Below are 22,293 nucleotides of genomic sequence, written 5' to 3' on the forward strand. Positions count from 1 at the left end.
GGGAGAGGGGAGACCACCACGGGACACATCAAATGCTGCCGGTTCGCTCCCCTCTCCCGCATGCGGGAGAGGGGTTGGGGGAGAGGGCCAGCGCATCAATAACCGCAACGCTTCCTGATCGGCCAATGCCCCAGACCCTGACCCAAACCACGCCAACCTGGCTACCCGCCCCCGACACCTGGCAATACCACGTGTTACTTGGCGCGGCAGGCATGCTGATCCTGGGCCCGCTTGGCGGCATCGCTGCGGCCTACATGAACTTCTCGCTTGGGTTTTTCGTCGGCGGGCAGGTGCTGGCCGGCATTCTCGGCTCGGCCGTGACGGCGGGCTACGGTGCGGCGGGGCGTCATGGCGCGAACTACATCCAGACCGCGGCGGCGTCGGTGGCAGGTATGAGCGGCATGGCCGTCGTGATCCAGGCGATGGGCTGGATGGGCATGCCGCTGCCGCCGTTGTGGCAGTTGATCGGCTACATGCTCTGCATCGGCATGTATGGCGTGGGCGTGGGCATGCTCTATACCCCGCTGCTGGTGGACCGCATGCAGCTCACGTTTCCGTCGGGGCTTGCGGTGGCCAATATCCTGCGCGCGCTGACCGATCCGGTGCTGCTGCGGCGCTCTGTTGCGCGGCTGGCAGGCGGCGCGGGACTGGGCGTGCTGGCCAGCGTGGGCGCCACACGCATTGCGTGGCTTGGCGCGATTGACCTGTCGGCGTCGACATTCGGTGCCGGCATGATCGTCGGCGCGCGTATCGGCATCGCGGCACTGGCCGGTGGTCTGGCGAGTTGGGCGCTGACGCCGTACTTTGTCTCGATTGGCTGGCTGGCGCCCGGTGACCCCTATCGCAAGATCACGTTCCTGATTGCGCTGGGCATGATCATGGGCGCGGCGGCCGTCGATGTGTCGTTGCTGCTGTGGCGCGCGGCCCGGAGGTCGCGTGCGGCCGCATCGCGCGCAACGGCGCCGCAGCGCTGGATCGTGGCGTGGGTGGTGGTCTGGGGCGTCGCCGTCGTAGCGGCCGGCGTGGCGTGGTTCGGCCAGCCCGTGGGTTATCAGTTGATGGCCGTGGTGCTGGTGCTGATCTTCGCGCTGGTCAACGGCATCTCGGTGGGCATGGTTGACCAGAACCCGATCTCGTCGGCGTTCGTGTTGACGGTCATCCTGATGGCTGCGGCAGGCCTGCATCAGCCACATGTCGGACTGATCGCTGCCACCGTGTTGTTGGTCTCCACCGCCGAAGCCTGCGACATGCAGCAGGACCGCTCCACCGGCTGGCGGCTTGGCACGAATCGGATGGTCCAGTTCGGTTACCAGGTGGCCGGCATCGTCGTGGGCGCGATCCTGGCCGTGCTGCTCGCGCGTCTTTTCATCGATGCCTATCCGGTGCTGGGCATGGACCAGACCGTGCTGCCCGCCGACCAGCAGCCTGCGCGCTGGACCTCGGCGATGACCTACAAGATCGTGGGCGCGTTGCGCAGCATGACCGAAGACAAGCCATATCAACGGCTGGCCGTGTGGATCGGTCTCGGCATCGGCCTTGTCACCGAGATCCTGCGCAAGCTGCTGCGCGCATCGGCCCGCTATCGCGCGTTCGCGGCAGGCGGGCGCATTGGCAAGGCCTGCGATTTCCTGGTTGACGCGCTGGTGCTGCCATCCCCATATGCGTCGTCGTTCGGCGGCTTCGTCAATTTGCCTGCTGCGGCATGGATGGCGGCGGGCGGCGTGGTGGCAAGCGTGGTCGATAGCCGCGCGCGGCCTGCATCGAAGGATACGGCGTTGCCCGAGGACATGAGCACGACATCGCTGGTGGGCGGCGGACTGATCGCCGGCGATGCGCTGGCTGCGCTCGGGTTTGGCATCGCGGGGCTTGTGGCGGCGGTGCAATAGCGCGCCGACGCGGTCTAGATCACCTGCATCGATTCATGCGGCGGCTTGCGCGCCAGCAGGCCCGACAGCTTCTTGAGCGCCATCGACAACTGCGCGCGCTCGGCCACGCCGCCCAGCGAAATCCGGATCGCGTTCGGCGCCGCAGACCCGTCCGAAAACGCTTCCGATGCGGTCACGCGCAAGTCCTCGTCGCGGGCCGCGCGGATAAAGCCTGCGGATGTCCAGTAGCTAGGCAACTGGTGCCAGACATGGATGCCTGACTGCGGGAACTGCTCGGCGCCAATCAGCCACTGCCGCGCGATCTGCTGGCGCGCGGATGCCTCGCTGCGAATGCCGTTCAGCAGCGCCGTCGCGGACCCATCGCGAATCCACTGGGTCGCAAGTGCAGTGGCGAGCGGCGAGGCCATCAGCGTGATCGCGCGCAGTGCGGCCAGGATCGACTCCTGCGTGTCGCCATCGGGCGCCACGACATAGGCCGTGCGCAAACCGGGACTCAGGCACTTTGACAGCGTGGCGATGTAGATCGTCTGCTGTGGCGCGATTGCGGCCACCGGGGGCGGCGCATCGGGCGTCAGCAGCCAGTATGGATCGTCCTCGATGATCAACGCACCGCAGCGGGCGGCCACGTGCGCGATCTCGCGCCGCCTGCCCTCGGGCATGGTGTGCGTAGTGGGATTCTGCAGCGTCGGGTTCAGGTAGACGAGCCGCACCGCCTGATCGCGACAGGCCACTTCGAGCGCGTCGGGGCGCATGCCGTCATGGTCGACGGGCACCGTCACGACGCGGCGCCCCGACTGGGCAGCGGCGGCGCGTAGCCCCGGGTAGATCAGCGGCTCCGCTGCAATGGCCGATCCGGGTTCACTGCGGCACAGGATCGAGGCTGCAAGCGCCGCCTGCGCGCCGGGGCAGGCGATCACGCGCGCGGGCTCCACTGCGCCAAGCATCTGCGCGAGCCACTGCGCGCCCGCTTCGCGATCGGGCATGGTGCCGCCGCCCAACTGGTAGGTCATCAGCAGGCTTGCATCGGCATGTACGGTGACCTGGGCCAGGCCGCGCCGAAGCATGTCGCCGAAGTCGATCGCATCGGGCGGCGGCGGCACGTTCATGCTCAGGTCCACGGCCTGGGCCAGTGCGAAGGCCGGCGCCGCGATAAAAGTGCCCAGCGATCCGCGCGGCTCGACCAGTCCACGGCGTCTTGCCTCGGCCAATGCGCGCGTCACCGTGGTCAGGTCGACCCCAAGCCGCGCAGCCAGCTCGCGCTGCGGCGGCAACCGGTCTCCCGGCGAGAGCCGGCCGTCGGCCATCGCGTGCTCAAGGAAGCCCGCTATCTGCACGTAGCGCGGCCCGCCGGCCGCCGTGAAATCGCCGATCCAGTCCTGCTTGTCGTCCTGCTTGTCGGTCGTTTCGGAAGTTCTTGTACGCACAAAATTATCCGCCTTGTATGGATGTTGTCTTACCTTAGCATGCCGGTCACCGCAGGCAAATCCATACAAGTACCCGGAATACGCCTGTGCCCCCATCAATAGGTGTCTGAAATGCGTGAGCAAGTTGTCGGCCCGGAGCGCGTCCGCCGGCGAATACCCTGTCCCCCGAATCCCCGCGCGTGGCTTTGCGTCGCGGCCCCCCTGATCCTCAGCGGTTGCTCCTACGATCTGCTGTCACCAAGCGGCGCGGTGGGCGTGCAGACGCGCAACCTGATCGTGCTGTCCACGGCGCTGATGCTGCTGGTGGTCATCCCGGTCATCATCCTGACGCTGGTATTCGCGTGGCGCTACCGCGAGTCCAATACCAGGGCCGACTATGCGCCGCGCTGGTCACACTCGACGAAGATCGAAGTGATTGTCTGGGGTATCCCGTGCGTCATCGTGGCGCTGCTCGGCATCATCATCTGGGACACCACGCACAAGCTCGATCCGTTCCGGCCACTGGAGTCGAAGGTGACGCCGGTGGAGGTCGACGTGGTCGCGCTCGACTGGAAGTGGCTGTTCATCTATCCGCAGTACGGCGTGGCATCGCTGAACGAACTGCCGATCCCGGTGGGGACGCCCATCAACTTCCGCATCACGGCCGAATCGACGATGAACGCGCTGTTCATCCCGAAGCTCGGCAGCATGGTCTATGCGATGAGCGGCATGCAGACCAGGCTGCATCTGATTGCCGATGAGACCGGCGAATTCGACGGACGTTCCGCGGCCTACAGCGGCTCCGGCTTCTCGGACATGCACTTCAAGACCATCGCCACCTCACGCGCCGACTTCGATGCGTGGATCGCGCGTGCGCGTGCCTCCGGCAACGTGCTCGACGAGCAAGCCTACCGCGCGCTGGAGCAACCCAGCAGCAAGGACCCCGTCACGATCTACGCCAATGTCTCGCCACGCCTGTTCCAGGGTGTTGTCGATCAATACATGGCCAGCAATGGCGAGATCTGCCGAGCCGACAGCCCTGTGACGCTGCGCGCTGCGCTGCCGCCGCTGCCTGACACCGTGGAGCGCTAACCCATGTTCGGAAAATTCTCTCTCGACGCCATCCCGCTGCACGAGCCCATCATCATGGGCACGCTGGTGGTGGTGATGCTTGGCGGCGCAGCGCTGCTCGGCGCGATTACGTATTACCGCAAGTGGACCTACCTCTGGCGCGAGTGGATCTGCTCGGTGGACCACAAGCGCATCGGCGCGATGTACATCATCATGGCGCTGGTCATGCTGCTGCGCGGCTTTGCCGACGCGATCATGATGCGCACGCAGCAGGCCATCGCGGTGGGCGAGGCAGCCGGCTACCTGCCGCCGCACCACTACGACCAGATCTTCACGGCTCACGGCGTGATCATGATCTTCTTCGTGGCCACGCCGTTCATCCTCGGCTTGATGAACGTGATCGTGCCGCTGCAGATCGGCGCGCGCGACGTGGCCTATCCATTCGTCAACTCGCTGAGTTTCTGGCTTTCCGCCATGGGCGCGGTGCTGGTGATGTTCTCGATGTTCGTCGGCGACTTCGCCGCCACGGGATGGGTTGCCTACCCGCCGCTGAGCGGGCTCGGGTATAGCCCCACTGTCGGGGTGGACTACTACATCTGGTCACTGCAGATATCAGGGCTGGGTACCACGCTGACCGGCATCAACTTCATCGCCACGATCCTGCGCATGCGCGCACCGGGCCTGACGCTGATGAAAATGCCCGTGTTCACGTGGACCGCGCTGATCACGAACATCCTGATCGTCGCCATCTTCCCGGTGCTCACCGCCACGCTGGCGCTGCTGACCGCCGACCGCTACCTGGACATGCATTTCTTCACCAGCGAGCTTGGCGGCAACGCGATGATGTACGTGAACCTGATCTGGATCTGGGGCCACCCGGAGGTCTACGTGCTGATCCTGCCGTGCTTCGGCGCGTTCTCGGAGATCATCGCCACGTTCTCGCGCAAGCCGCTGTTCGGCTACAAGTCGATGGTCTACGCGACGTCGTCGATCGGCGTGCTGTCGTTCTTCGTCTGGCTGCACCACTTCTTCACGATGGGCTCGGGCGCCAGCGTCAACGCGTTCTTCGGCATCATGACGTCGATCATTTCGATCCCGACCGGCGTGAAGCTGTTCAACTGGCTGTTCACGATGTATCGCGGCCGCATCCGCTTTCATTCGTCGACGCTGTGGACGATTGGCTTCATGACGACGTTTGCCGTTGGCGGCATGACTGGCGTGCTGCTGGCCGTGCCGGGCGCGGATTTCGTGCTGCACAACAGCCTGTTCCTGGTTGCCCACTTCCATAACGTGATCATCGGCGGCGTGGTGTTCGGCTGTCTGGCGGCGATGTCGTTCTGGTTCCCGAAGGTGTTCGGCTTCACGCTCAACGAGTTCTGGGGAAAGGTTGCGTTCTGGTGCTGGCTGATCGGCTTCTACCTGGCCTTCATGCCGCTATACGCGCTGGGCCTGCAGGGCATGACGCGGCGCATGAACCATTACACCAATCCCGAATGGCAGCCGTACCTGATCGTGGCGCTGATCGGCGCGGTCATCATCGGCGCCGGCATCCTGGCGATCCTGTGGCAGCTCTACGTCAGCGTGCGCGACCGCGACCAGAATCGCGACCTGACTGGCGATCCATGGAACGGCCGCAGCCTGGAATGGGCCACCGCATCGCCGGCACCGTTCTACAACTTCGCGCACGTGCCGCACATCACGTCGCTGGAGCAGCACTGGGACGACAAGGAAGCCGGGCGCGCCTACGTGGCGCCTGACAAGTACGAGGACATCCACATGCCGCGCAACACGTCGGCCGGCTTCCTGGTGTCCGCATTTGGCCTCGTGTTCTGCTTCGGGTTTGTCTGGCATATCTGGTGGATGGTCGGCTTCGGCCTGGCCGCGATGATCTTCACCTTTATCGCCCGCGCGTACGACCGCGACGTGGACTACTACGTCCCGGCTGCCGAAGTCGAACGCATCGAACGCGCTCGCTTCCAACAACTGCGGAGCGCCAACTGATCATGACGACAACACTGAAACTGCAGGCCGATGCGGCAACCGGCATTCATGCGCCGGGCCACCTGCCTGACGCGCATGCGCACGAGGCCGCCCACGATCACGATCACGACGTCGCGTCGCGTAGCACGCTGGGCTTCTGGCTTTACCTGATGAGCGATTGCCTGATCTTCGCGGTGCTGTTCGCGACGTTCGGCGTGCTGGTCAACAACACCGCGGGCGGCCCGGACGGGCGCGAACTGTTCGACCTGCGCTTCGTACTTGGCGAAACCATGCTGCTGCTGACCAGCAGCCTGACGTTCGGTGCGGCAATGACCGCGCTGCAGGACGGCCGTGGCAACCCGAACCAGGTGATCCGCTGGATGGTGCTGACGTTCGCGCTGGGCGCTGCGTTCGTCGGCATGGAGATCTTCGAATTCCGGGAACTGATTCACGAAGGTGCCGGCCCGGGCCGCAGCGCTTACCTGTCGGCGTTCTTCATGCTGGTCGGCACGCACGGCCTGCACGTCTCCGCCGGGCTGCTCTGGCTCGTCGTGATGGTCAACCAGGTCCAGGTGTTTGGTCTCGATGCCATCGTGCGCCGCCGCCTGGCCTGCCTGAGCCTTTTCTGGCACTTCCTGGATCTCGTGTGGATCTGCGTATTCACCATCGTCTACCTGAGGACCTTCCTGTGACCACGTCCAGCAATTCCGCACCTGCCGTTCATGCCGCCGCCCACGTCGCCCACGCCGATGCCCATGCATCCTCGCATGGCATGCGCAGCCATCTGATTGGCTATGGGCTGTCGGTGGTGCTGACCCTGGCGTCCTTCGGCGCCGTAATGGGGCGCGTGCTGCCACCCGGCTACGGCCTCGCGATCCTCGTCATGCTTTGCCTTGCGCAACTGCTCGTGCAACTGGTGTTCTTCCTGCATCTGGGGCCGCGCAAGGGGCAGCGCGGCAATACCGCGATCTTCGCGTGCACGGTGTTCCTGATCGCCATCGTGGTGACTGGCTCGCTGTGGGTCATGCACAACGCCAATCTGAACATGATGCCGATGCAGTCGGTGCCAATCGGGGTCGGCCCGAAGGGCTGATCGGGCTGATCAGGCCGAGCGGGCTTGATTTGGGGAGGCGTGCCGCACAATGGGCGTTGTGCGGCACGCCTTTTTTTCGGCCTTCGTTTTCGGCTTTCGCCGCCTACCTTTCCTTTGCTGACCTGACCTTTCGCCACTGCGTCGGTGTCATGCCAAACTGCGTCACAAACCAGCGTACGAACGAGCCATAGGCCGTGTACCCGAGCGACTCGGCTATACGTGCCAGCGCGTAGCTTTTGTTGTCCATATAGTGGATGACGAGGTCGCGCCGCACGCCATTCACCATGTCCGAGAAGACATTTCCCGCGCTCTCGAGCTGACGCTGCAGCGTACGCACGTTCATGCCAAGACCCTGGGCCACCTGCTCGATCGTCGCGCGCCCAACCGGCAGCAGCAGATAGATTGCCTTGCGCACCTGCAGCACGATTGACGGCTCATTGGCGCCAGGCAGACCCTCGAGCAGGCGTTGCGCGTGGCGTGCCATGACGGGGTCCGCGATCGGATTGGGAAAGTCCATATCGGCCGCACGGCAGATCATGCCATTGAAGGAGCTGGCGAACTCCAGCTTTCCCACGAATACGCGCCGGTGCAGCCGCAGGTCTGGCGGCGCGTCGTGGGTGAAATGGACGCTCAGCGGGCGCCACGCGGCGCCCAGCAGCGTGCTGCACATGCGCGACAGCACACCCAGTACCAGTTCGGTTGACTGTATGGATGTCCCGCCTTCGTCCGCGACAAACTCTTCACGCACGATCACCTTGTTGCCGACGTCTTCCATGCGGATGACAAGGAACTCGTTCAGCAGGTGCCGGTACTGGATCAGGGTTCCCACGGCGTCGCGCAGCGTTCTCTGATGCGTGAGCAGCACGCTGACGACACCGAGGTCGGACAACTGCCAAAGCTCGGCCACACGCAGCCCGAATGTCGGGCATTCGGTGATGCGGGCTGACTCCCTCAACAAGGTAACGGCGGCATTCCCCGGAATCAGCCGTTCCGGGTCTGCAAGCATCGCGGTGCTCAACCCCAGCTTCCGTAGCAGCGGCTTCGGGTCGAAGTCCAACTGCTGTGCGACCTTGAGATAGTTGGTCAGCACGCCGGTACGAATCAATGTGCCCATCGTCGCTCATTCGTGTGGTGCGTAGTCCGGTTTCGTTCTGAGTAGAAACCCGGAGTCGCCGACATTCTGTCATCAAATGAGATGTCCGTGTCGTCAAATGAGAAAAAAGCGGTGAGCCGTGATTCGTAGACTGTTCTCATCTGACCTTGCACGCGTCGACCGGGCAATGAAGTCCTGGATCGAGCCTGAAGTGAATACAGATGCCATGGGCGCACTTCAGGACCAGGCGCCATGGGCAAGCGAGATGCACGCTTTGCGACCTCCCGGAATTCGGGAGTGCCGGAACCTTCATCAATTTTCTTCTTAATTGCCATGAACTTTCTCGACGGACACCTGTTCCCCCAGAACCAGCAACCGCTGATCATCACCGCTGCCCCGTATGCGCCCTCGTGGGTTCCGTCGGATTTTCCCGAGGACATCGCGGTCACCATGGAAGAGCAGATCCAGAAAGCGGTGGATTGCTACAACGCCGGCGCCACCGTGCTGCACCTGCACGTACGCGAACTGGATGGCAAAGGCTCCAAGCGCCTGTCCAAGTTCAATGAACTGATCGCCGGCGTTCGCGCCCGCGTACCGGACATGATCATCCAGGTCGGCGGGTCGATCAGTTTCGCTCCCGAAACGGATGGCGCCGCCGCCAAGTGGCTGTCGGACGATACGCGCCACATGCTGGCCGAACTCGATCCCAAGCCCGACCAGGTTACGGTCACGGTCAATACGTCGCAGATGAACATCCTCGAGCAGTTCGATCATCGCGACATCGTGGGCAGTTCGATGGAAGACCCAGATGTCTTCAACGCCTACAAGGAGATGACCGTACCGGCGCAGCCGGGCTGGGTGGAGGAACACGTCCGCCGTCTGACCGCTGCCGGGATCCAGAGCGAGTTCCAGTGCTACAACATCAACAGCTTCGAGTCCGTGGAACGACTGATTCGCCGTGGCGTCTACAAGGGCCCGCTGGTGATGAACTGGGTGGCCATTGGCGGCGGCATGGACTCGCCGACCATCTACAGCCTGGCCAACTTCGTGCGCGCCGCGCCTGATGGCGCAGTGCTGACGGTGGAAAGCTCGGTGCTCAACGTGCTGCCCGTGAACACCATCGGCATTGCGATGGGTCTGCATGTCCGCTGCGGCACGGAAGACAACCTCTGGAACCAGACCCGTACGGAGAAAATGGGTACGGTTGCCCAGATCGAGCAACTGGTGCGTATCTCTCGCGAATTGAGCCGCCCGATCGCTACCGCCAAGCAGGCGCGCGAAATCTGCCGGATCGGCGTGTTCTATGACACCGTGGAGGAAACGCTGGCGGCCAACGGCTTCGCGCCCAACCGCAATGGCGCGCAACAAGGCTTCCTGCAGAAAGCCGCCTGACCATGGAAGCCATGAACCAGAGTTTGTCTATTGTGATTGCCGCCGAGCAGGCGGTGACACGCTTGTACTACGCGCTCGACCGCAGCGACTATCCCGGCGTTGCAAATTGCTTCACGCCCGATGGCATCTGGGAGCGGCCTGGTAGTCCATATCGCGGGCAACAGGAGATTCTTGCTTCCCTGAGCAAGCGGCCCACTACGCTCTTCACACGGCACTACATCACCAACTTCGCTGTGCTGGAGCATGGCGGATCGGTGGTCAAGGCCACGTTCGCTCTGACCGTTTATCGCTCCGACAAGGGCACGCCGCCCACGCTCCCTGTGGGCCAGCCGGTAGCGGCCATGTTGGCGGATGTGGAATGCGAACTGGCATGCAGTGACAGTGGGGATTGGCGCATCAGCCACCTCGATCCCCGGATCACATTCGCGGCATAGCGTAAGGGGCGGCCGCTCGCCGATGCTCCCAAGGCGTTGGGATCGAGGGCCGCCCCATTTGCACCGCATCAGTGACGGGCAAAGCAAAAAATCAAAATGACAGGTGCGAAATAAACGCATCTGCAACAGGAGACAAGCATGCACGTACCTATCGCAGACCACCAGGTCGGTGCGAACGATGGCTATATCACCGGCCGAACGCAGGCATGGTTCGCCTTCGCCATGACGTTCGCGTTGATGTTGTTCGACTACATCGATCGCCAGGTCATCGTTTCCCTCTTTCCACATCTGAAGCAGGCATGGAACCTGTCGGACAAGCAGCTTGGCGGCCTTGTTTCGATCATTTCCGTCGTTGTCGCGCTTGGCGGCCTGCCCGTAGCGCTGTTTGCCGACCGGTTCAGTCGCGTCAAGAGCGTGTTCGTGATGGGCGCGGTCTGGAGTCTCGCGACGGTTTCCTGCATGTTCGCGACGAGCTACACGCAGATGTTCGCGGCCCGGGCCATGGTTGGCGCCGGTGAAGCGGGATACGGATCAGTCGGCGCGGCGTTGATCGCAACGCTGTTCCCGAAGCGTCTCCGTTCGACATTGCTCGGGGCACTCTTCGCTGCCAGCTCGTTTGGCGCCGTGCTCGGCGTGCTCCTCGGTGGCATCATCGCGGCGCACTGGGGCTGGCGGGCCGCCTTTGGCGTGGTTGGTATCCCAGGCATTATTGTTTCCTGCCTGTACCTTCTGGTGCGCGACTACAAGACAGTCTCCCTGTCGACCAGTCAGGAGCGGGGTTTCACAGCATTGAAGGCAGGCGCTGGACGTATTGTCCGTGGACTGACCAGTTCGCGCACCGTGTGGTGGACATGCGTTGGTACGTCGCTTCAGGTGGTGATCGTTTCCACTGTGTGGGCCTGGCTGCCGAGCTATCTGATGCGATTCCAGGGCTACTCTGGCGAACAGGCGGCAAAGCAGGCGGCGCTGGTCGTGCTGCTGGGCGGTTTGGGCACGGTCTTCTGGGGCTATGCCGTGGATCTCTGCGCGGTCCGCCGCGCACGGAACAAGCTGTTGGTTACCGCGCTGCTGTGTCTGCTCACGTTTGTCGTGCTGGTGTCCGCTTTCTCCGGGAAGGTTGACGGCTTCCTGCCGATTGCTGTCGGAGGCTTCTGCATGGCATGTACCGGCGGGGTTGGGGTCGGCGTGGTGCTCGATATCATGCATCCGGCCCTGCGTTCCACCGCTGGGGCGATGCTGTCTCTGTTCCAGAATCTGTTCGGGCTTGCCGTGGGGCCATTTGTTGCCGGGATCCTGTCAGACATGTATGGCTTGCAGAAGGCGCTCGAGATCATGCCGTTCTTCGGCGTTGCGGCGGCGCTGTGCTATGTGCTGGCTGCCAGAAGCTACGAGTCCGATCTGCAGGCTGTTGTCTCGGCGACGAAGGCATCGGAACTGGAACCTGGTGCGTCGGCACTGGCGGGCCAGGCAGGCTGAGACCTGGCTGGAGAGTCAGTGAATCTCCGCAAATCGCGGAACCTGCTCTCCATCCACTTCCACCATTTCGAAGAACACCGCCTTCGGCCGACACCAGATCGATCCGTCGGCTGCGCGGTACACGATGAGAGGCGTATGGTCAGCCTCCATCGTGGCTTCGCATACGAGTTCGTAGATGCCGCCCTTGTAGTGCCGGTAACGGATCGTCATTGCTTCCCTTTCTGGTTGGTCGTTATCGGGCGATATTGTAGGCAAGGAAGGCGCATCGCGTACCTTGCCAATGCGTTTGAAGCTGCCTGAGGTTGCCTGAGGCTGCTTGACGGCACCACTGCCCCCCGGTGCAGTGCCCCACCCGCTCACTTGCGATGTCACGCGGGCGGCGAGCCGTCCTTGAAGCAGGCCTTGAGCTGGGTGCGCAGTTCCGGTGTGTCCTGATGCTGGTGCACCTGTACGGCATGCTGGACTGCGGCTTCCAGCAACTCGTCCTCGGTGTCCGCACTGAGTGCGACCGTGCAGTTCATCTGGCTGGGGAATTCGCGGCAATCAATATATTTGCGTCCCATCGTTGCCTCCTGGCGAGAATGGTTCGTCGGGACGGGAACCCGGGGATCCCGGAGATCCCGGGGCGGAGGCCGGCTGCGCGGCATCCGCGGGTTCGGCTCCTCCTGCAAGCGTGGGGGTTGACGGGAAACGGCACGGGCGGCCGGTGTCATGTCCAGTATAGGGCGCGGCACGTATCGTCAAGCAGCACCCGGCGATTCCGGATACCCTGTCGCCGTTTCTACATTTCGCGTTACCAGGAAAAGTCATGACTCAAGCACTCAGAATCGATTTTGTCTCCGATATCGCGTGCCCGTGGTGTGCCATTGGCCTGACGTCGCTCCAGCAGGCGCTGGCGCGTCTGGGCGGCGAGGTGGATGCCGAACTCGTCATCCATCCGTTCGAGCTGAATCCCAACATTCCTCCGGAAGGGCAGCCCGTCCTCGAATACGTCAGCACGAAGTACGGCAGCACCGCCGAGCAGCTTGCCGAAAGGCACGCGATGATCCGCGAGCGTGGCGCAAGCGTGGGATTCGCGTTCGGAACCAGGACGCACATCTACAACACGTTCGATGCGCATCGACTGGTCCAGTGGGCCGGCACGCAGGGCAAGAAGCTGCAGCTCAAGCTGGCCCTGCTGCAGGCCTACCATGGCGCGGGCAAGAACCCGAGCAATCACGATGTGATCGTGGAAGCCGCGCAATCGGTGGGGCTCGATGCCGATGAGGCGCGCCGCGTTCTTGAGAGCGACGCCTACGCCGACGAGGTGCGTGCGGAAGTTGCGGAGTACCAGTCGATGGGCATCAACTCGGTGCCGTCGGTCATCTTCGACAACCGCTATCTCGTCACCGGCGGACAGCCGCCGGAGGCGTACGAGCAGATCATCCGCGAGGTGCTGGAGAAGCGGCAGTCATAAGCTGAAGCTGGCCACACGCGTGGCCACACTGCCGTTGACGCTCACGCTACTCGTGACCCGTCACGAATTTTTTGGTTGCGTGGTAGCCGTGTTTTGACGCATCGGCAACGGCATGGCCCGCGGCCTTCGCGCCGTCGCCGATCGCGTGCACCGTTTCGTGCACGGCGTGCCCGGTCTTCTTGCCCGCTTCCTTGACGTCGGCCTTGAATTCACGGGCGCCTTCGGCCACGCTGGCCTGAGCCAGCGTGCTGAAGGCGACCAGCACGATCGCGATGAGCGAATTAGCCTTGTTCATCAATAGTCATCCCGACGTGTTCTTCGATGCGTGCATTGTAGCCTTGCCCGATGTGGGCGGCATTCAACGCGCAACGGCACCAGGCTCCGTGATCGCGCTGTAGACCATCGTGCGCAGTTGGCGTCGCACCGGGTAGGCGGAAGAGGGCAGTAGTTGGGTGAGGAACAGGCCGATCAGGTCTTCCTGCGGATCCACCCAGAAAAACGTGCTGGCTGCGCCACCCCAGAAGAAGTCTCCGGCGCTGCCCGGAATCAGCGTGGTGGCCGGCGTAAGCGTGGTGGCAAAGCCCAGCCCGAAGCCGACGCCATCGTAAGTGGCCTCGCTGAACATCGAACGCGACATGCTTGGCAGGTCAACCCCGCCCGGCAGATGGTTGGCCGTCATCAGCGCCAGCGTCTTTGGCCCAAGCAGACGCACGCCGTCCAGTTCGCCGCCTTGCAGCAGCATGCGTGCAAAGCGCATGTAGTCGGCCGCCGTGGACACCAGTCCGCCGCCGCCCGAGATAAAGGCGGGAGGCTTCAGGTACGGGCTCTTCTGCGGATCGTCCTGCAGCATCGGCCCACGTGGAGAGATCACCTTCGAGCCGAGCGTGCCGATCGAGTAGCACGCGCAGAAGCGCGAAGCCTTGTCTTCCGGCACGTGGAATGCCGTATCGACCATGCCCAGCGGATCGAAGATCCGTTCCTTCAGGAAGGTCTCGAATGGCATCCCGCTGATCTTGCCCACAAGGTAGCCGAGCACATCGGTGGATACCGAGTAGTTCCATGCCTCGCCCGGCGAGAACTCCAGCGGCAGCGTGGCCAGTTTCTCGATCATGTCGTCGAGCGTGCCGGCGGTGGCAATGTCACCCAGTTGCAGCTTGCGATAAGCGGCATCGACATTGCTGTTCTGCTGGAAACCGTAGGTCAGCCCGGAGGTATGGCGCAGCAGGTCCACCACCTGCATCGGGCGCGCCGGCGCACGCGTCTGGAAGCTCTCCATGAAGCCGCCACTGAAAACGCCGAGATTCTCCCAGGCGGGAATGTACTTGCTGACCGGATCTTCAAGCGCGATCTTGCATTCCTCCAGCAGCATCATGATCGCCACCGAGGTGATGGGCTTGGTCATCGAGTAGATGCGGAAGATCGAATCCTCGGCGAGTGGCACCTGCCGCTCGCGATCGGCCTGGCCGAGTACGGAATTGAAGACCAGCTCACCGCGCCGCCATACCTGTGTCAGCGCGCACGGCAGCTTGCCGGTGGCGATATAGGCTTCGTCGATAAAACGGTCGATCCGCCCGAGCCGCTCCCGTGACATCCCCTGCGTCTCCCTGCCTTGCATATCCATGGTTTCTCCAAGATCCGGCGTTCAGGGCTGCATTCGCCGCGAAGGCTCAAGGATACTCCGGGCGGCGGAGATCGCAGGAAAGCGGGCAAGGACCTCGGCCCGGAAAATCCGCGTGCCGGATTTGGTCTGCCTGGCAGCGCCGCCTAGGCTTGATGTGTGTCAACCGGCGATCGGATGCCATACCTAGACTCGACTAGACTCGATTGGAAGCCAGTTTCCATCCTCTTCCACAAACCTTCCACAAGTGCAGGAGACAGCAAATGGCGGACCCCGCTCTCACCACCACTGACCCCTTCCTCGGCGCGGCTCGCGCGATTCTCGAGAACACGTTCCGACTCGCAGCACTCGCCGACGAAACGCGGCGCATGCTGCTTGAGACACAGCTGAAGGGCGTTCAGGGTCACCTCGAATCCGTGCAGAAATCGCTGCACCGCTTTGCCGACGCATCGGACTGGCCCGCAATGCAGGCCGCACAGGCACAGGCGATGAGCGATCAGGCCGAGCTTCAGGCCGCACTGGCAAGCGCATATGGCAAGGTGTTTGCCGACGCCACGTCTGCGTGGTTCGACCAGTGCCGCGAGTGTGGCAACGACTGGACGCAGCGCGCACAGGCCACGAATGGCGCAGGCAACGGCCAGGCTCCCGGCATCTTCGGGCCGTTGTCGATGTCGCTGGCCGAGTTCTATGAGCGGATCGGCAAGATGACGACACCGTTCGTAATGGTGCCGCCGGCCGAAACGCCCGCCCGCACCCGTGCTCACTGATCACCCCGTGGCCAGCCTATGTCTTGAACAATGCGCCGCAAAGACGCCAATCACTTTGTCCCGGCTCCCGCCGCGCCGCCCGGCTCCGCTGCAGTGGCCGGAAACGGCTGCGCGGAGCCGCCGCAACTTGCCCCGGATGCCGCGTTCGACAAACAGTTCAGGGCCGCGCTTGCGACGCTGACCGGCGGCATTTCGGTCGGCTCGCTCGGGCTGGCCTGGATGGACTGGGCATTGCATCTGGCGGTGTCACCCGGCAAGCGGTGGCATGCCGCGTCCGTCTGGTATGCCGCGACCGTCGCCGACGCGATGATTCCGCAGCCATGCGCGTCACGGCCGCCAATCACCGACGACCTGCGCTTCTCGGCGCCTGGCTGGCAGAACTGGCCCTACTGCGTATGGCGCGACGCGTTCCTGCGGCTCGAGGACATGTGGATGGCGCTGACCAGCGACGTCGACGGCGTCTCTCCGCATCATCAGCGGGTGGCCGCATTCTGTGCGCGCCAATGGCTTGATCTTGTTTCCCCCAACAACGTCTGGTGGATGAACCCGACGGTTCTTGAGGTCACATCGCGCACGCTCGGCGCCAATTTCGTGCGTGGCGCGGGCCATCTGCTCGAGGATCTGCGCGATATGGTCGGCGAGACCCTGCACGAACCCGCCAGACGACGGCAGCCTGCATTCGTCGTCGGACGCGACGTGGCCATTACCCCGGGACGGGTCGTCCATCGCAACAGCCTGTTCGAACTGATCCAGTACGCGCCGGTCACGCCAACCGTATTCCGCGAGCCGGTGATGGTCGTGCCGTCGTGGATCATGAAGTACTACATCCTTGACCTGCGGCCCGCCGATTCCATGGTGCGATACCTGGTGGAGCAGGGGCACACGGTGTTCATGCTGTCATGGCGCAACCCCGGCGCGGAGGCGCGCGACGTCAGTCTCGACGACTATCTGCATCAGGGGCTACTGGAGGCGCTGGCCATCGTGCGCGAGCGCTGCGGGCACGCGCCCGTGCATGCTGCAGGCTATTGCCTGGGCGGCACGCTGCTGGCTATCGCCGCGGCAAAGCTGGCGCGAGACAAGGACGCCAGCCTGCGCAGCGTGACACTGTTCGCGACGGAGACCGATTTCAGCGAGCCCGGTGAGCTTGGCCTGTTTATCGACGACAGCGCGCTGTCGACGCTCGATGCACTGATGCGTGAGCAAGGGTTCCTGGATGGCACGCAGATGGCGCAAGCGTTCCAGATGCTGCATGCGCGCGATCTGGTCTGGTCGCGGATGCTCGGTGAATACCTGCTGGGCAAGCGCGATCGTGCCAATGACCTGATTGCCTGGAACCACGATACGACCAGACTGCCGTATCGCATGCACAGCGACGTGCTGACGCGGCTGTTCCTGCACAATGAACTTGCAAAAGGCAGGTACTGCGTGGAGGGGCGCCCAGTCGTGCTGGCCGATATAGAGGTGCCGATGTTCGTCGTCGGGACCGACCACGACCACGTATCGCCATGGCGATCGGCGTACAAGCTGCATCTGCTGACGCGCAATGCGCTGACGTTCCTGCTGACGTCGGGCGGCCACAATGCCGGCATTGTTTCCGAGCCGGGCCACAAGGGGCGCCGCTACCGCGTCAGCACGCGGCAGGCGGATGCCGCGTACACGGACCCCGATCGGTTCGCGACCGAAGCGCCAATGCACGAAGGATCATGGTGGCCGTGCTGGCAGGCCTGGCTGGCCGAGCACTCATCTGACGGTGGCCCGGCGCGTGATCCTGCCCCCGGTTCGCTTGAAGACGCGCCGGGGCAGTACGTGCTTGAGAGCTGAGCCTCAGTTGCCGTCCTTTTCGGGCGGCAGCGCCTTGCCGAGCAGCTTGCCGAGCAAACCGGTCTTGGCGCCCGAATCGGGGCGCCCGGTCTTCTTCGGCGCCATACCCGCCCGGTTGGCGCCCGCCTGCTTCATGCTGTTGGCAATCTTCAGGCCCTTGTTTTTTTCCAGGTCGGTTTTCTTCACGGACGTCATCCCACGAGTTGAGCCCGGCATTGTACGCATGTGAAACGGGCGGGGGGAAATTCTTGGCTGCCGAATGCCACATATGCCCCGTATGACGTTTGCCGCGCTTTGCGCCGGGCCGATAACAATTCATTACAGCGCAGGCAATTCGGCACCATTATGCTCGCCGCTCAAGACAAAGAGCGGCCGCCCACCCCAACAGGGTCACAATGCCGGGCGGCACGGAAACGGGAGAATTCAATGAGCAGGAATCGCGGGATTCGCGTGATGACGATGGCGTGGCTGCTTGCCGCAACCAGTTCCGGTGCCGCGCTGGCCCAGCATGTGGTCGGCGGCATGGGCGAACCCGTGCGGATGGGTGCATTCGACGCGCGCGGCCTGATCGACAACCAGACTGCGGGTCAGACAGGCGTGGCGCACGGCAAGGGCAAGCCACGCGCCAGGACCACCGACGCGCACCGCGCACCAGCCGCCGGCACCCGCGCCGCGGTGCCGGCATTGCCCGGCAGGCATCTGCCGTAGCAATCTGAGCATGCTCTGCCACGGGCGCCGCGCAGTACTGCAGTAGCGGCGGCGCCGGGCGGATCAGTGGCTTGCGGCCTCTACTGCGCCGATACCGGTCTCAGAACGGAGTTCCTGTGCCTCGAAGCCGGCGCGGTCGATACGGGCACGCGGTGACTTGTCGGTAATCGAGAAGAACCAGATGCCGGCGAAGCCGATCGTCATCGAGAACAGGGCCGGGGACGTGTAGGGGAACGGCGCGTTCTTGAAGTGGAACACGTCGACCCATACGGCCTGCGACAGGATGGTGAGGATCACGGCCGACAGCAGGCCCAGGAAGCCGCCCACCATCGCGCCGCGCGTGGTGCAGTTCTTCCACAGCACCGACATGAACAGCACCGGGAAGTTGGCCGAAGCCGCTACCGCAAACGCCAGCGACACCATGAACGCAATGTTCTGCTTCTCGAACACGATGCCAAGCACCACGGCAATGATGCCGAGGATGATCGTGGTGATGCGCGACACGCGCAGTTCCATCGAACTGGTTGCCTTGCCGTGCATGAACACCGTGGAGTAAAGGTCGTGCGACACCGCTGACGCGCCGGCCAGCGTAAGGCCGGCAACCACGGCCAGGATCGTTGCGAACGCCACGGCCGAGATGAACCCGAGGAACACGTTGCCGCCAACCGCGCTGGCAAGGTGGACCGCCGCCATGTTGATGCCGCCAAGCAGCTTGCCGCCGCCGTCCTGGAAGACCGGATTGGTGCTCACGAGCACGATCGCGCCGAAGCCGATGATGAACGTCAGGATGTAGAAGTAGCCGATCCATGTGGTGGCCCAGAACACGGACTTGCGCGCTTCCTTGGCGTTAGGGACCGTGAAGAAGCGCATCAGGACGTGCGGCAGGCCAGCCGTGCCGAACATCAGCGCGATGCCGAACGAGATCGCCGAGATCGGGTCCTTGATAAAGGTGCCCGGGCCCATGATCGCGTCCTTCTTGGCGTGGACCTCGACAGCCTTGGCGAACAGCGCCTCGGGGCTGAAGTGGAACTGTGCCATGACCATGAAGGCCATGAACGATGCGCCGCCCAGCAGCAGGCCGGCCTTGATGATCTGCACCCAGGTGGTTGCCGTCATGCCGCCGAACAGCACGTACACCATCATCAGCGCGCCCACGATCACCACGGCAATCCAGTATTCCAGCCCGAACAGCAGCTTGATCAATTGCCCGGCGCCCACCATCTGCGCGATCAGGTAGAACGCCACCACCACCAGCGTGCCCGATGCCGCGAACGCGCGGATTGGCCCTTGCTTGAAGCGGTATGCGGCCACATCGGCAAAGGTGAAGCGGCCGAGATTGCGCAGCCGCTCCGCCATCAGGAACGTGATGATCGGCCAGCCTACGAGGAAGCCGATCGAGTAGATCAGGCCGTCGTACCCGTTTGCAAAGACCGCTGCGGAGATACCGAGGAACGACGCCGCAGACATGTAGTCGCCGGCGATGGCCAGGCCGTTCTGGAAGCCCGTAATGCCACCACCGCCCGTATAGAACGCGGCTGCGGATGTGGTCCGCTTGGCGGCCCATTTGGTAATGAACAGCGTGCCGACGACGAACACGACGAACATGCCGATGGCCGTCCAGTTGGTCGGCTGCTTGACGGCTTGTCCAAGATCGGCGCCAGCCGCCAGCGCGGCCGTCGACAACAGCAGGGCGCCGCCTGCAACGATTGCGTGATGCGGTTTCATGCGACCTCCCGCTTGATCTGCTCGGTCAGATCGTCGTAGGTGCCGTTGGCATGCCGCACGTAAAGCCCGGTAATGACAACGGTAAAGAGGATCACGAACAGGCCGATCGGCATGCCCCACGTCATCACGCCGTGCCCAACCTTCGCGGCCAGCAGGTCCTTGTCGAAGGCAATCAGCAGCACGTAGCCGTAATAGACCACGAGCATCACGATGGTCAGCAGCCATCCAAGCCGTGAACGCCTGTTGACCAGTTCGTGATACCGCGGATTTGCCTTTAGTCTTGCGACCAGTTCGTCATTCATGTCTGTCTCCTGCTTGTGCTTTTGCATGGCCGGGTGCTGCCGGAGCGGCGCCGGACTTGGTGGTCCGTGCCCGTGCGCAGTGCCGACTGGCGCGCGTATGCGGGCGTCATCCGAAATCCATGCTGACAAGGTAAGGGGTGCGGCTTACCTGCTTCTTACACGGCGGCTTGAAACGTCCGGGGGTAAACGCCTAGCAGTTGGATGAAAGGCGTAATGGGAACGCGTTGGATGGGAAGGGCTGCCGCGCGCAGGGGAAGCTGGCGCGGGAAGCTAGAACGCGAGGGTCAGCGTCGTGATGACGACCTGTTCGGATGAGCCCGGATTGAACCAGTAGCAGCCAACCGTCGCCTTCTTGTAGGTCAGCTGCAGCAGGCCGCCGCGCTGGAACTCGCGGTCTCCGCCGTAGATCCGCGTACGCTGCGCCACGAAGCCGAAGCGCAGCCAGTCGACGGGCCGATAGCCCAGTTCGCTCCACGCATAGAGATAACTCGGCGTCTGCGTGATGGAGCCGGTCAGGTACTCCGCTTCGATGTAGTAGTCGAACTTGTACGCGGAGACGCTTGCCTCCAGGCCAGGGATCACCCCGTGGATGCTGCCTGCCACGAAGCCCAGGATCGGCGTCACCTTGTAGGCGATTTTCTCGCCGCCGGAAAAGGACCAGCCCACGAACGCGGACTGCGAGTGCATGGCCTCGTAGTTGACCCGGCCTTCGAGGTGGAGCTTGTCATGCTCCGCGATCACGATGGCTGACAGGTAGCTCTGCGCCTGGCGCGGCATGTTCCAGTAGCCGGAGGCCGTGAAGCTCCAGCCTGGGGGTGGTTCTTCGGGCGGCGGCGCGCCTGCCGGGGGCAAGTTGATTTCCTGTGCCTGTGCGGCCGGAGCCATGAGCGCGATGCCCGATGCAATGCCCAAGGTGGCCAACGCGATGACCGGGCCGCGCATCTCATCCCCCCAGCGCGATCACCGCCATGGTCAGCGCAACGCCAAGCGCCATCATGGCCAGGCCGGTCAGCCAGCCGTTGACGCCCGCATGGCGCCCAAGCGCCATGCCGCCAACGAACAACATCACCAGCGTGAGCGCCCGGGACACGATCAGTGCCATCTTTACGTCGCTCAGCGCCACGAAAGGAATCACCACGGGGAACGTGGAAAGCACGACGATGAAAAAAATGCGGATGGACCCGAGCAAGTCCCTGAAATTGAGCCTTGCGCGTGCGGGGATCGTCGTGGCATTCGCCAGCCGCCGGCGCAGCGGTTCAATGTCCGCGTCGGTCAGCAGCGCCTGCATTCCGCTAGGCAACGTATCCCGGATGGTGCTCAGCGCCTCCGCGACGGTTGGTGCCTGCCGGGCCGCCATTGCCACCTTGAAGCGCATGCCGCGGTCCGCCAGCGTGCGCACCAGGAACATGATGGCGTCCACAAGGCCCCAGGCCAGGTTGCAGCCCAGTGCGGTCACCAGCATCGTGTGGCCGACGTCTGCGCCGGCGGTGGCCGAGTGCACCGCGCCGACGAACGTCAGCGCCATGAACAGCCCAAAGCACATCTCCGCGACGCGGTCGATGACGTTGAGGACGGATTCGTGTGGGGTGTCCGTATCGTCGGACGTGGCGTTGTTCCCGGGCATGATCGTTTGCGTGCTGGGGTCACCCCGGTGCGGCCGCGCTACTTGCCTTCGCAGGCCAGGCTGGCGGTGCCGGTATCCTTGAACGTGACCACCAGCTTGCTGTCCTTTGCGATGGTAATGGTCTGGCCGTAGCTCACGGTCGGCATGAACGCGATATCTGGCGCGACGGCCACCGGCGGATTCCTCGCGCCATCGACACTCAGCGCAAGCTCAACCCTGTATGAATCGACCGCCACTCCCTGCCCCTGGCCCTTCTGCGCAAACTTCTGCTTGAAGGCGCACAGATCGGCGGTGATCTTTTCGAGCGCTGTGGGGATGTCGACGGGCTTGCCCGGTGGAATCGGCGCAGTGTTGCAGCCGGCAAGCCAGCAGGGGCCGAGCAATGCAAGCAAGGCGGTGCGCATGAGTGGCTTCATGATTGTTTCCTGCACGGCAGGTCTGTTG

24 protein-coding genes are annotated in these 22,293 nt (G+C 63.6%); 12 read left to right on the forward strand and 12 right to left on the reverse strand.

Translation table 11 applies throughout. The features are described from left to right. Nucleotides 1-125: 125 nt before the first annotated feature. Entirely contained in the window at nucleotides 126-1,886 is a 1,761-nt protein-coding gene (locus B552_RS0115645) for an OPT/YSL family transporter (RefSeq protein WP_026035701.1), read from the forward strand. Nucleotides 1,887-1,900: 14 nt separating this feature from the next. Here B552_RS0115645 and B552_RS0115650 read toward each other — a convergent pair whose 3' ends face one another. Further along, the gene (locus tag B552_RS0115650; RefSeq protein ID WP_019449980.1) at nucleotides 1,901-3,310 is read right to left on the reverse strand and encodes a PLP-dependent aminotransferase family protein; all 1,410 of its coding nucleotides are present in this window, start codon (nucleotides 3,308-3,310) and stop codon (nucleotides 1,901-1,903) included. 111 nt (nucleotides 3,311-3,421) lie between these two features. On the opposite strand from B552_RS0115650, the gene cyoA reads away from it, so the two are divergent. The 4 genes from cyoA to cyoD all read left to right on the forward strand — a co-directional run bounded on the left by cyoA (nucleotide 3,422) and on the right by cyoD (nucleotide 7,433). Beyond that, nucleotides 3,422-4,381, forward strand: a complete 960-nt coding sequence (cyoA, locus tag B552_RS0115655) for a ubiquinol oxidase subunit II (RefSeq protein WP_026035702.1) — start codon at nucleotides 3,422-3,424, stop codon at nucleotides 4,379-4,381. A 3-nt stretch (nucleotides 4,382-4,384) separates the two neighbouring features. Further along, nucleotides 4,385-6,361: a cytochrome o ubiquinol oxidase subunit I gene (gene cyoB, locus B552_RS0115660; protein WP_019449982.1), complete on the forward strand. Its 1,977-nt coding sequence runs from the start codon at nucleotides 4,385-4,387 to the stop codon at nucleotides 6,359-6,361. 2 nt (nucleotides 6,362-6,363) lie between these two features. Beyond that, a complete protein-coding gene (cyoC, locus tag B552_RS0115665) occupies nucleotides 6,364-7,032 on the forward strand; it encodes a cytochrome o ubiquinol oxidase subunit III (RefSeq protein ID WP_019449983.1) in 669 nt (222 codons plus the stop codon). 80 nt (nucleotides 7,033-7,112) lie between these two features. Continuing rightward, nucleotides 7,113-7,433, forward strand: a complete 321-nt coding sequence (gene cyoD, locus B552_RS0115670; RefSeq protein WP_051003572.1) for a cytochrome o ubiquinol oxidase subunit IV — start codon at nucleotides 7,113-7,115, stop codon at nucleotides 7,431-7,433. A 103-nt stretch (nucleotides 7,434-7,536) separates the two neighbouring features. Here cyoD and B552_RS0115675 read toward each other — a convergent pair whose 3' ends face one another. Continuing rightward, on the reverse strand, nucleotides 7,537-8,547 hold the full coding sequence (locus tag B552_RS0115675; protein ID WP_019449985.1) for an AraC family transcriptional regulator: 1,011 nt from the start codon (nucleotides 8,545-8,547) through the stop codon (nucleotides 7,537-7,539). 312 nt (nucleotides 8,548-8,859) lie between these two features. Between B552_RS0115675 and B552_RS0115680 the strand changes: the two genes are divergently transcribed. The 3 genes from B552_RS0115680 to B552_RS0115690 all read left to right on the forward strand — a co-directional run bounded on the left by B552_RS0115680 (nucleotide 8,860) and on the right by B552_RS0115690 (nucleotide 11,828). Beyond that, a complete protein-coding gene (locus B552_RS0115680) occupies nucleotides 8,860-9,918 on the forward strand; it encodes a 3-keto-5-aminohexanoate cleavage protein (protein ID WP_019449986.1) in 1,059 nt (352 codons plus the stop codon). Nucleotides 9,919-9,920: 2 nt separating this feature from the next. Further along, a complete protein-coding gene (locus tag B552_RS0115685; RefSeq protein WP_019449987.1) occupies nucleotides 9,921-10,352 on the forward strand; it encodes a nuclear transport factor 2 family protein in 432 nt (143 codons plus the stop codon). Nucleotides 10,353-10,490: 138 nt separating this feature from the next. After that, entirely contained in the window at nucleotides 10,491-11,828 is a 1,338-nt protein-coding gene (locus B552_RS0115690) for an MFS transporter (protein WP_019449988.1), read from the forward strand. A 15-nt stretch (nucleotides 11,829-11,843) separates the two neighbouring features. Here the strand turns inward: B552_RS0115690 and B552_RS0115695 are convergent, their stop codons facing one another. Continuing rightward, on the reverse strand, nucleotides 11,844-12,038 hold the full coding sequence (locus B552_RS0115695) for a DUF1653 domain-containing protein (RefSeq protein WP_019449989.1): 195 nt from the start codon (nucleotides 12,036-12,038) through the stop codon (nucleotides 11,844-11,846). 158 nt (nucleotides 12,039-12,196) lie between these two features. Then, nucleotides 12,197-12,391, reverse strand: coding sequence for a DUF1059 domain-containing protein (locus B552_RS0115700; RefSeq protein ID WP_019449990.1), 195 nt, complete (start codon nucleotides 12,389-12,391; stop codon nucleotides 12,197-12,199). Nucleotides 12,392-12,636: 245 nt separating this feature from the next. On the opposite strand from B552_RS0115700, the gene B552_RS0115705 reads away from it, so the two are divergent. After that, nucleotides 12,637-13,284: a DsbA family oxidoreductase gene (locus tag B552_RS0115705; RefSeq protein ID WP_019449991.1), complete on the forward strand. Its 648-nt coding sequence runs from the start codon at nucleotides 12,637-12,639 to the stop codon at nucleotides 13,282-13,284. Between the two features lie 46 nt (nucleotides 13,285-13,330). Here the strand turns inward: B552_RS0115705 and B552_RS0115710 are convergent, their stop codons facing one another. After that, nucleotides 13,331-13,579 carry a hypothetical protein gene (locus B552_RS0115710; protein ID WP_019449992.1) on the reverse strand — a complete coding sequence of 83 codons (249 nt, stop codon included), beginning with the start codon at nucleotides 13,577-13,579 and terminating at the stop codon, nucleotides 13,331-13,333. Nucleotides 13,580-13,642: 63 nt separating this feature from the next. Continuing rightward, nucleotides 13,643-14,905 carry a serine hydrolase domain-containing protein gene (locus B552_RS0115715; protein ID WP_019449993.1) on the reverse strand — a complete coding sequence of 421 codons (1,263 nt, stop codon included), beginning with the start codon at nucleotides 14,903-14,905 and terminating at the stop codon, nucleotides 13,643-13,645. A gap of 260 nt (nucleotides 14,906-15,165) precedes the next feature. Here B552_RS0115715 and B552_RS0115720 point away from each other — a divergent pair, with 260 nt between their 5' ends. Together B552_RS0115720 and B552_RS0115725 are read left to right on the forward strand one after the other, a co-directional pair. Beyond that, nucleotides 15,166-15,669, forward strand: coding sequence for a hypothetical protein (locus tag B552_RS0115720; RefSeq protein ID WP_019449994.1), 504 nt, complete (start codon nucleotides 15,166-15,168; stop codon nucleotides 15,667-15,669). A gap of 30 nt (nucleotides 15,670-15,699) precedes the next feature. Beyond that, nucleotides 15,700-17,490 (forward strand): alpha/beta fold hydrolase, encoded by a 1,791-nt coding sequence (locus tag B552_RS0115725; RefSeq protein ID WP_019449995.1) that lies wholly within the window; start codon nucleotides 15,700-15,702, stop codon nucleotides 17,488-17,490. Between the two features lie 3 nt (nucleotides 17,491-17,493). On the opposite strand, the gene B552_RS0115730 is transcribed toward B552_RS0115725, so the two are convergent. Further along, nucleotides 17,494-17,685, reverse strand: coding sequence for a hypothetical protein (locus B552_RS0115730; protein ID WP_019449996.1), 192 nt, complete (start codon nucleotides 17,683-17,685; stop codon nucleotides 17,494-17,496). Between the two features lie 231 nt (nucleotides 17,686-17,916). Here B552_RS0115730 and B552_RS0115735 point away from each other — a divergent pair, with 231 nt between their 5' ends. After that, nucleotides 17,917-18,198 carry a hypothetical protein gene (locus B552_RS0115735; protein ID WP_019449997.1) on the forward strand — a complete coding sequence of 94 codons (282 nt, stop codon included), beginning with the start codon at nucleotides 17,917-17,919 and terminating at the stop codon, nucleotides 18,196-18,198. A gap of 63 nt (nucleotides 18,199-18,261) precedes the next feature. On the opposite strand, the gene B552_RS0115740 is transcribed toward B552_RS0115735, so the two are convergent. From B552_RS0115740 to B552_RS0115760, 5 genes are all read right to left on the reverse strand, one after another. Then, nucleotides 18,262-19,923, reverse strand: coding sequence for a cation acetate symporter (locus B552_RS0115740; protein WP_019449998.1), 1,662 nt, complete (start codon nucleotides 19,921-19,923; stop codon nucleotides 18,262-18,264). Further along, a complete protein-coding gene (locus B552_RS0115745) occupies nucleotides 19,920-20,225 on the reverse strand; it encodes a DUF485 domain-containing protein (RefSeq protein ID WP_019449999.1) in 306 nt (101 codons plus the stop codon). The genes B552_RS0115740 and B552_RS0115745 overlap by 4 nt, the downstream gene beginning before the upstream one ends. A 270-nt stretch (nucleotides 20,226-20,495) precedes the next feature. Continuing rightward, nucleotides 20,496-21,167 (reverse strand): hypothetical protein, encoded by a 672-nt coding sequence (locus B552_RS0115750; protein WP_019450000.1) that lies wholly within the window; start codon nucleotides 21,165-21,167, stop codon nucleotides 20,496-20,498. Nucleotide 21,168: 1 nt separating this feature from the next. Then, complete coding sequence (locus B552_RS0115755) at nucleotides 21,169-21,849, reverse strand: hypothetical protein (RefSeq protein ID WP_019450001.1); 681 nt, start codon at nucleotides 21,847-21,849, stop codon at nucleotides 21,169-21,171. Nucleotides 21,850-21,887: 38 nt separating this feature from the next. Next, nucleotides 21,888-22,253, reverse strand: a complete 366-nt coding sequence (locus tag B552_RS0115760) for a hypothetical protein (RefSeq protein ID WP_035879907.1) — start codon at nucleotides 22,251-22,253, stop codon at nucleotides 21,888-21,890. Nucleotides 22,254-22,293: the final 40 nt, after the last annotated feature.

The organism is Cupriavidus sp. BIS7, from assembly GCF_000292345.1.
Taxonomy (GTDB): domain Bacteria; phylum Pseudomonadota; class Gammaproteobacteria; order Burkholderiales; family Burkholderiaceae; genus Cupriavidus.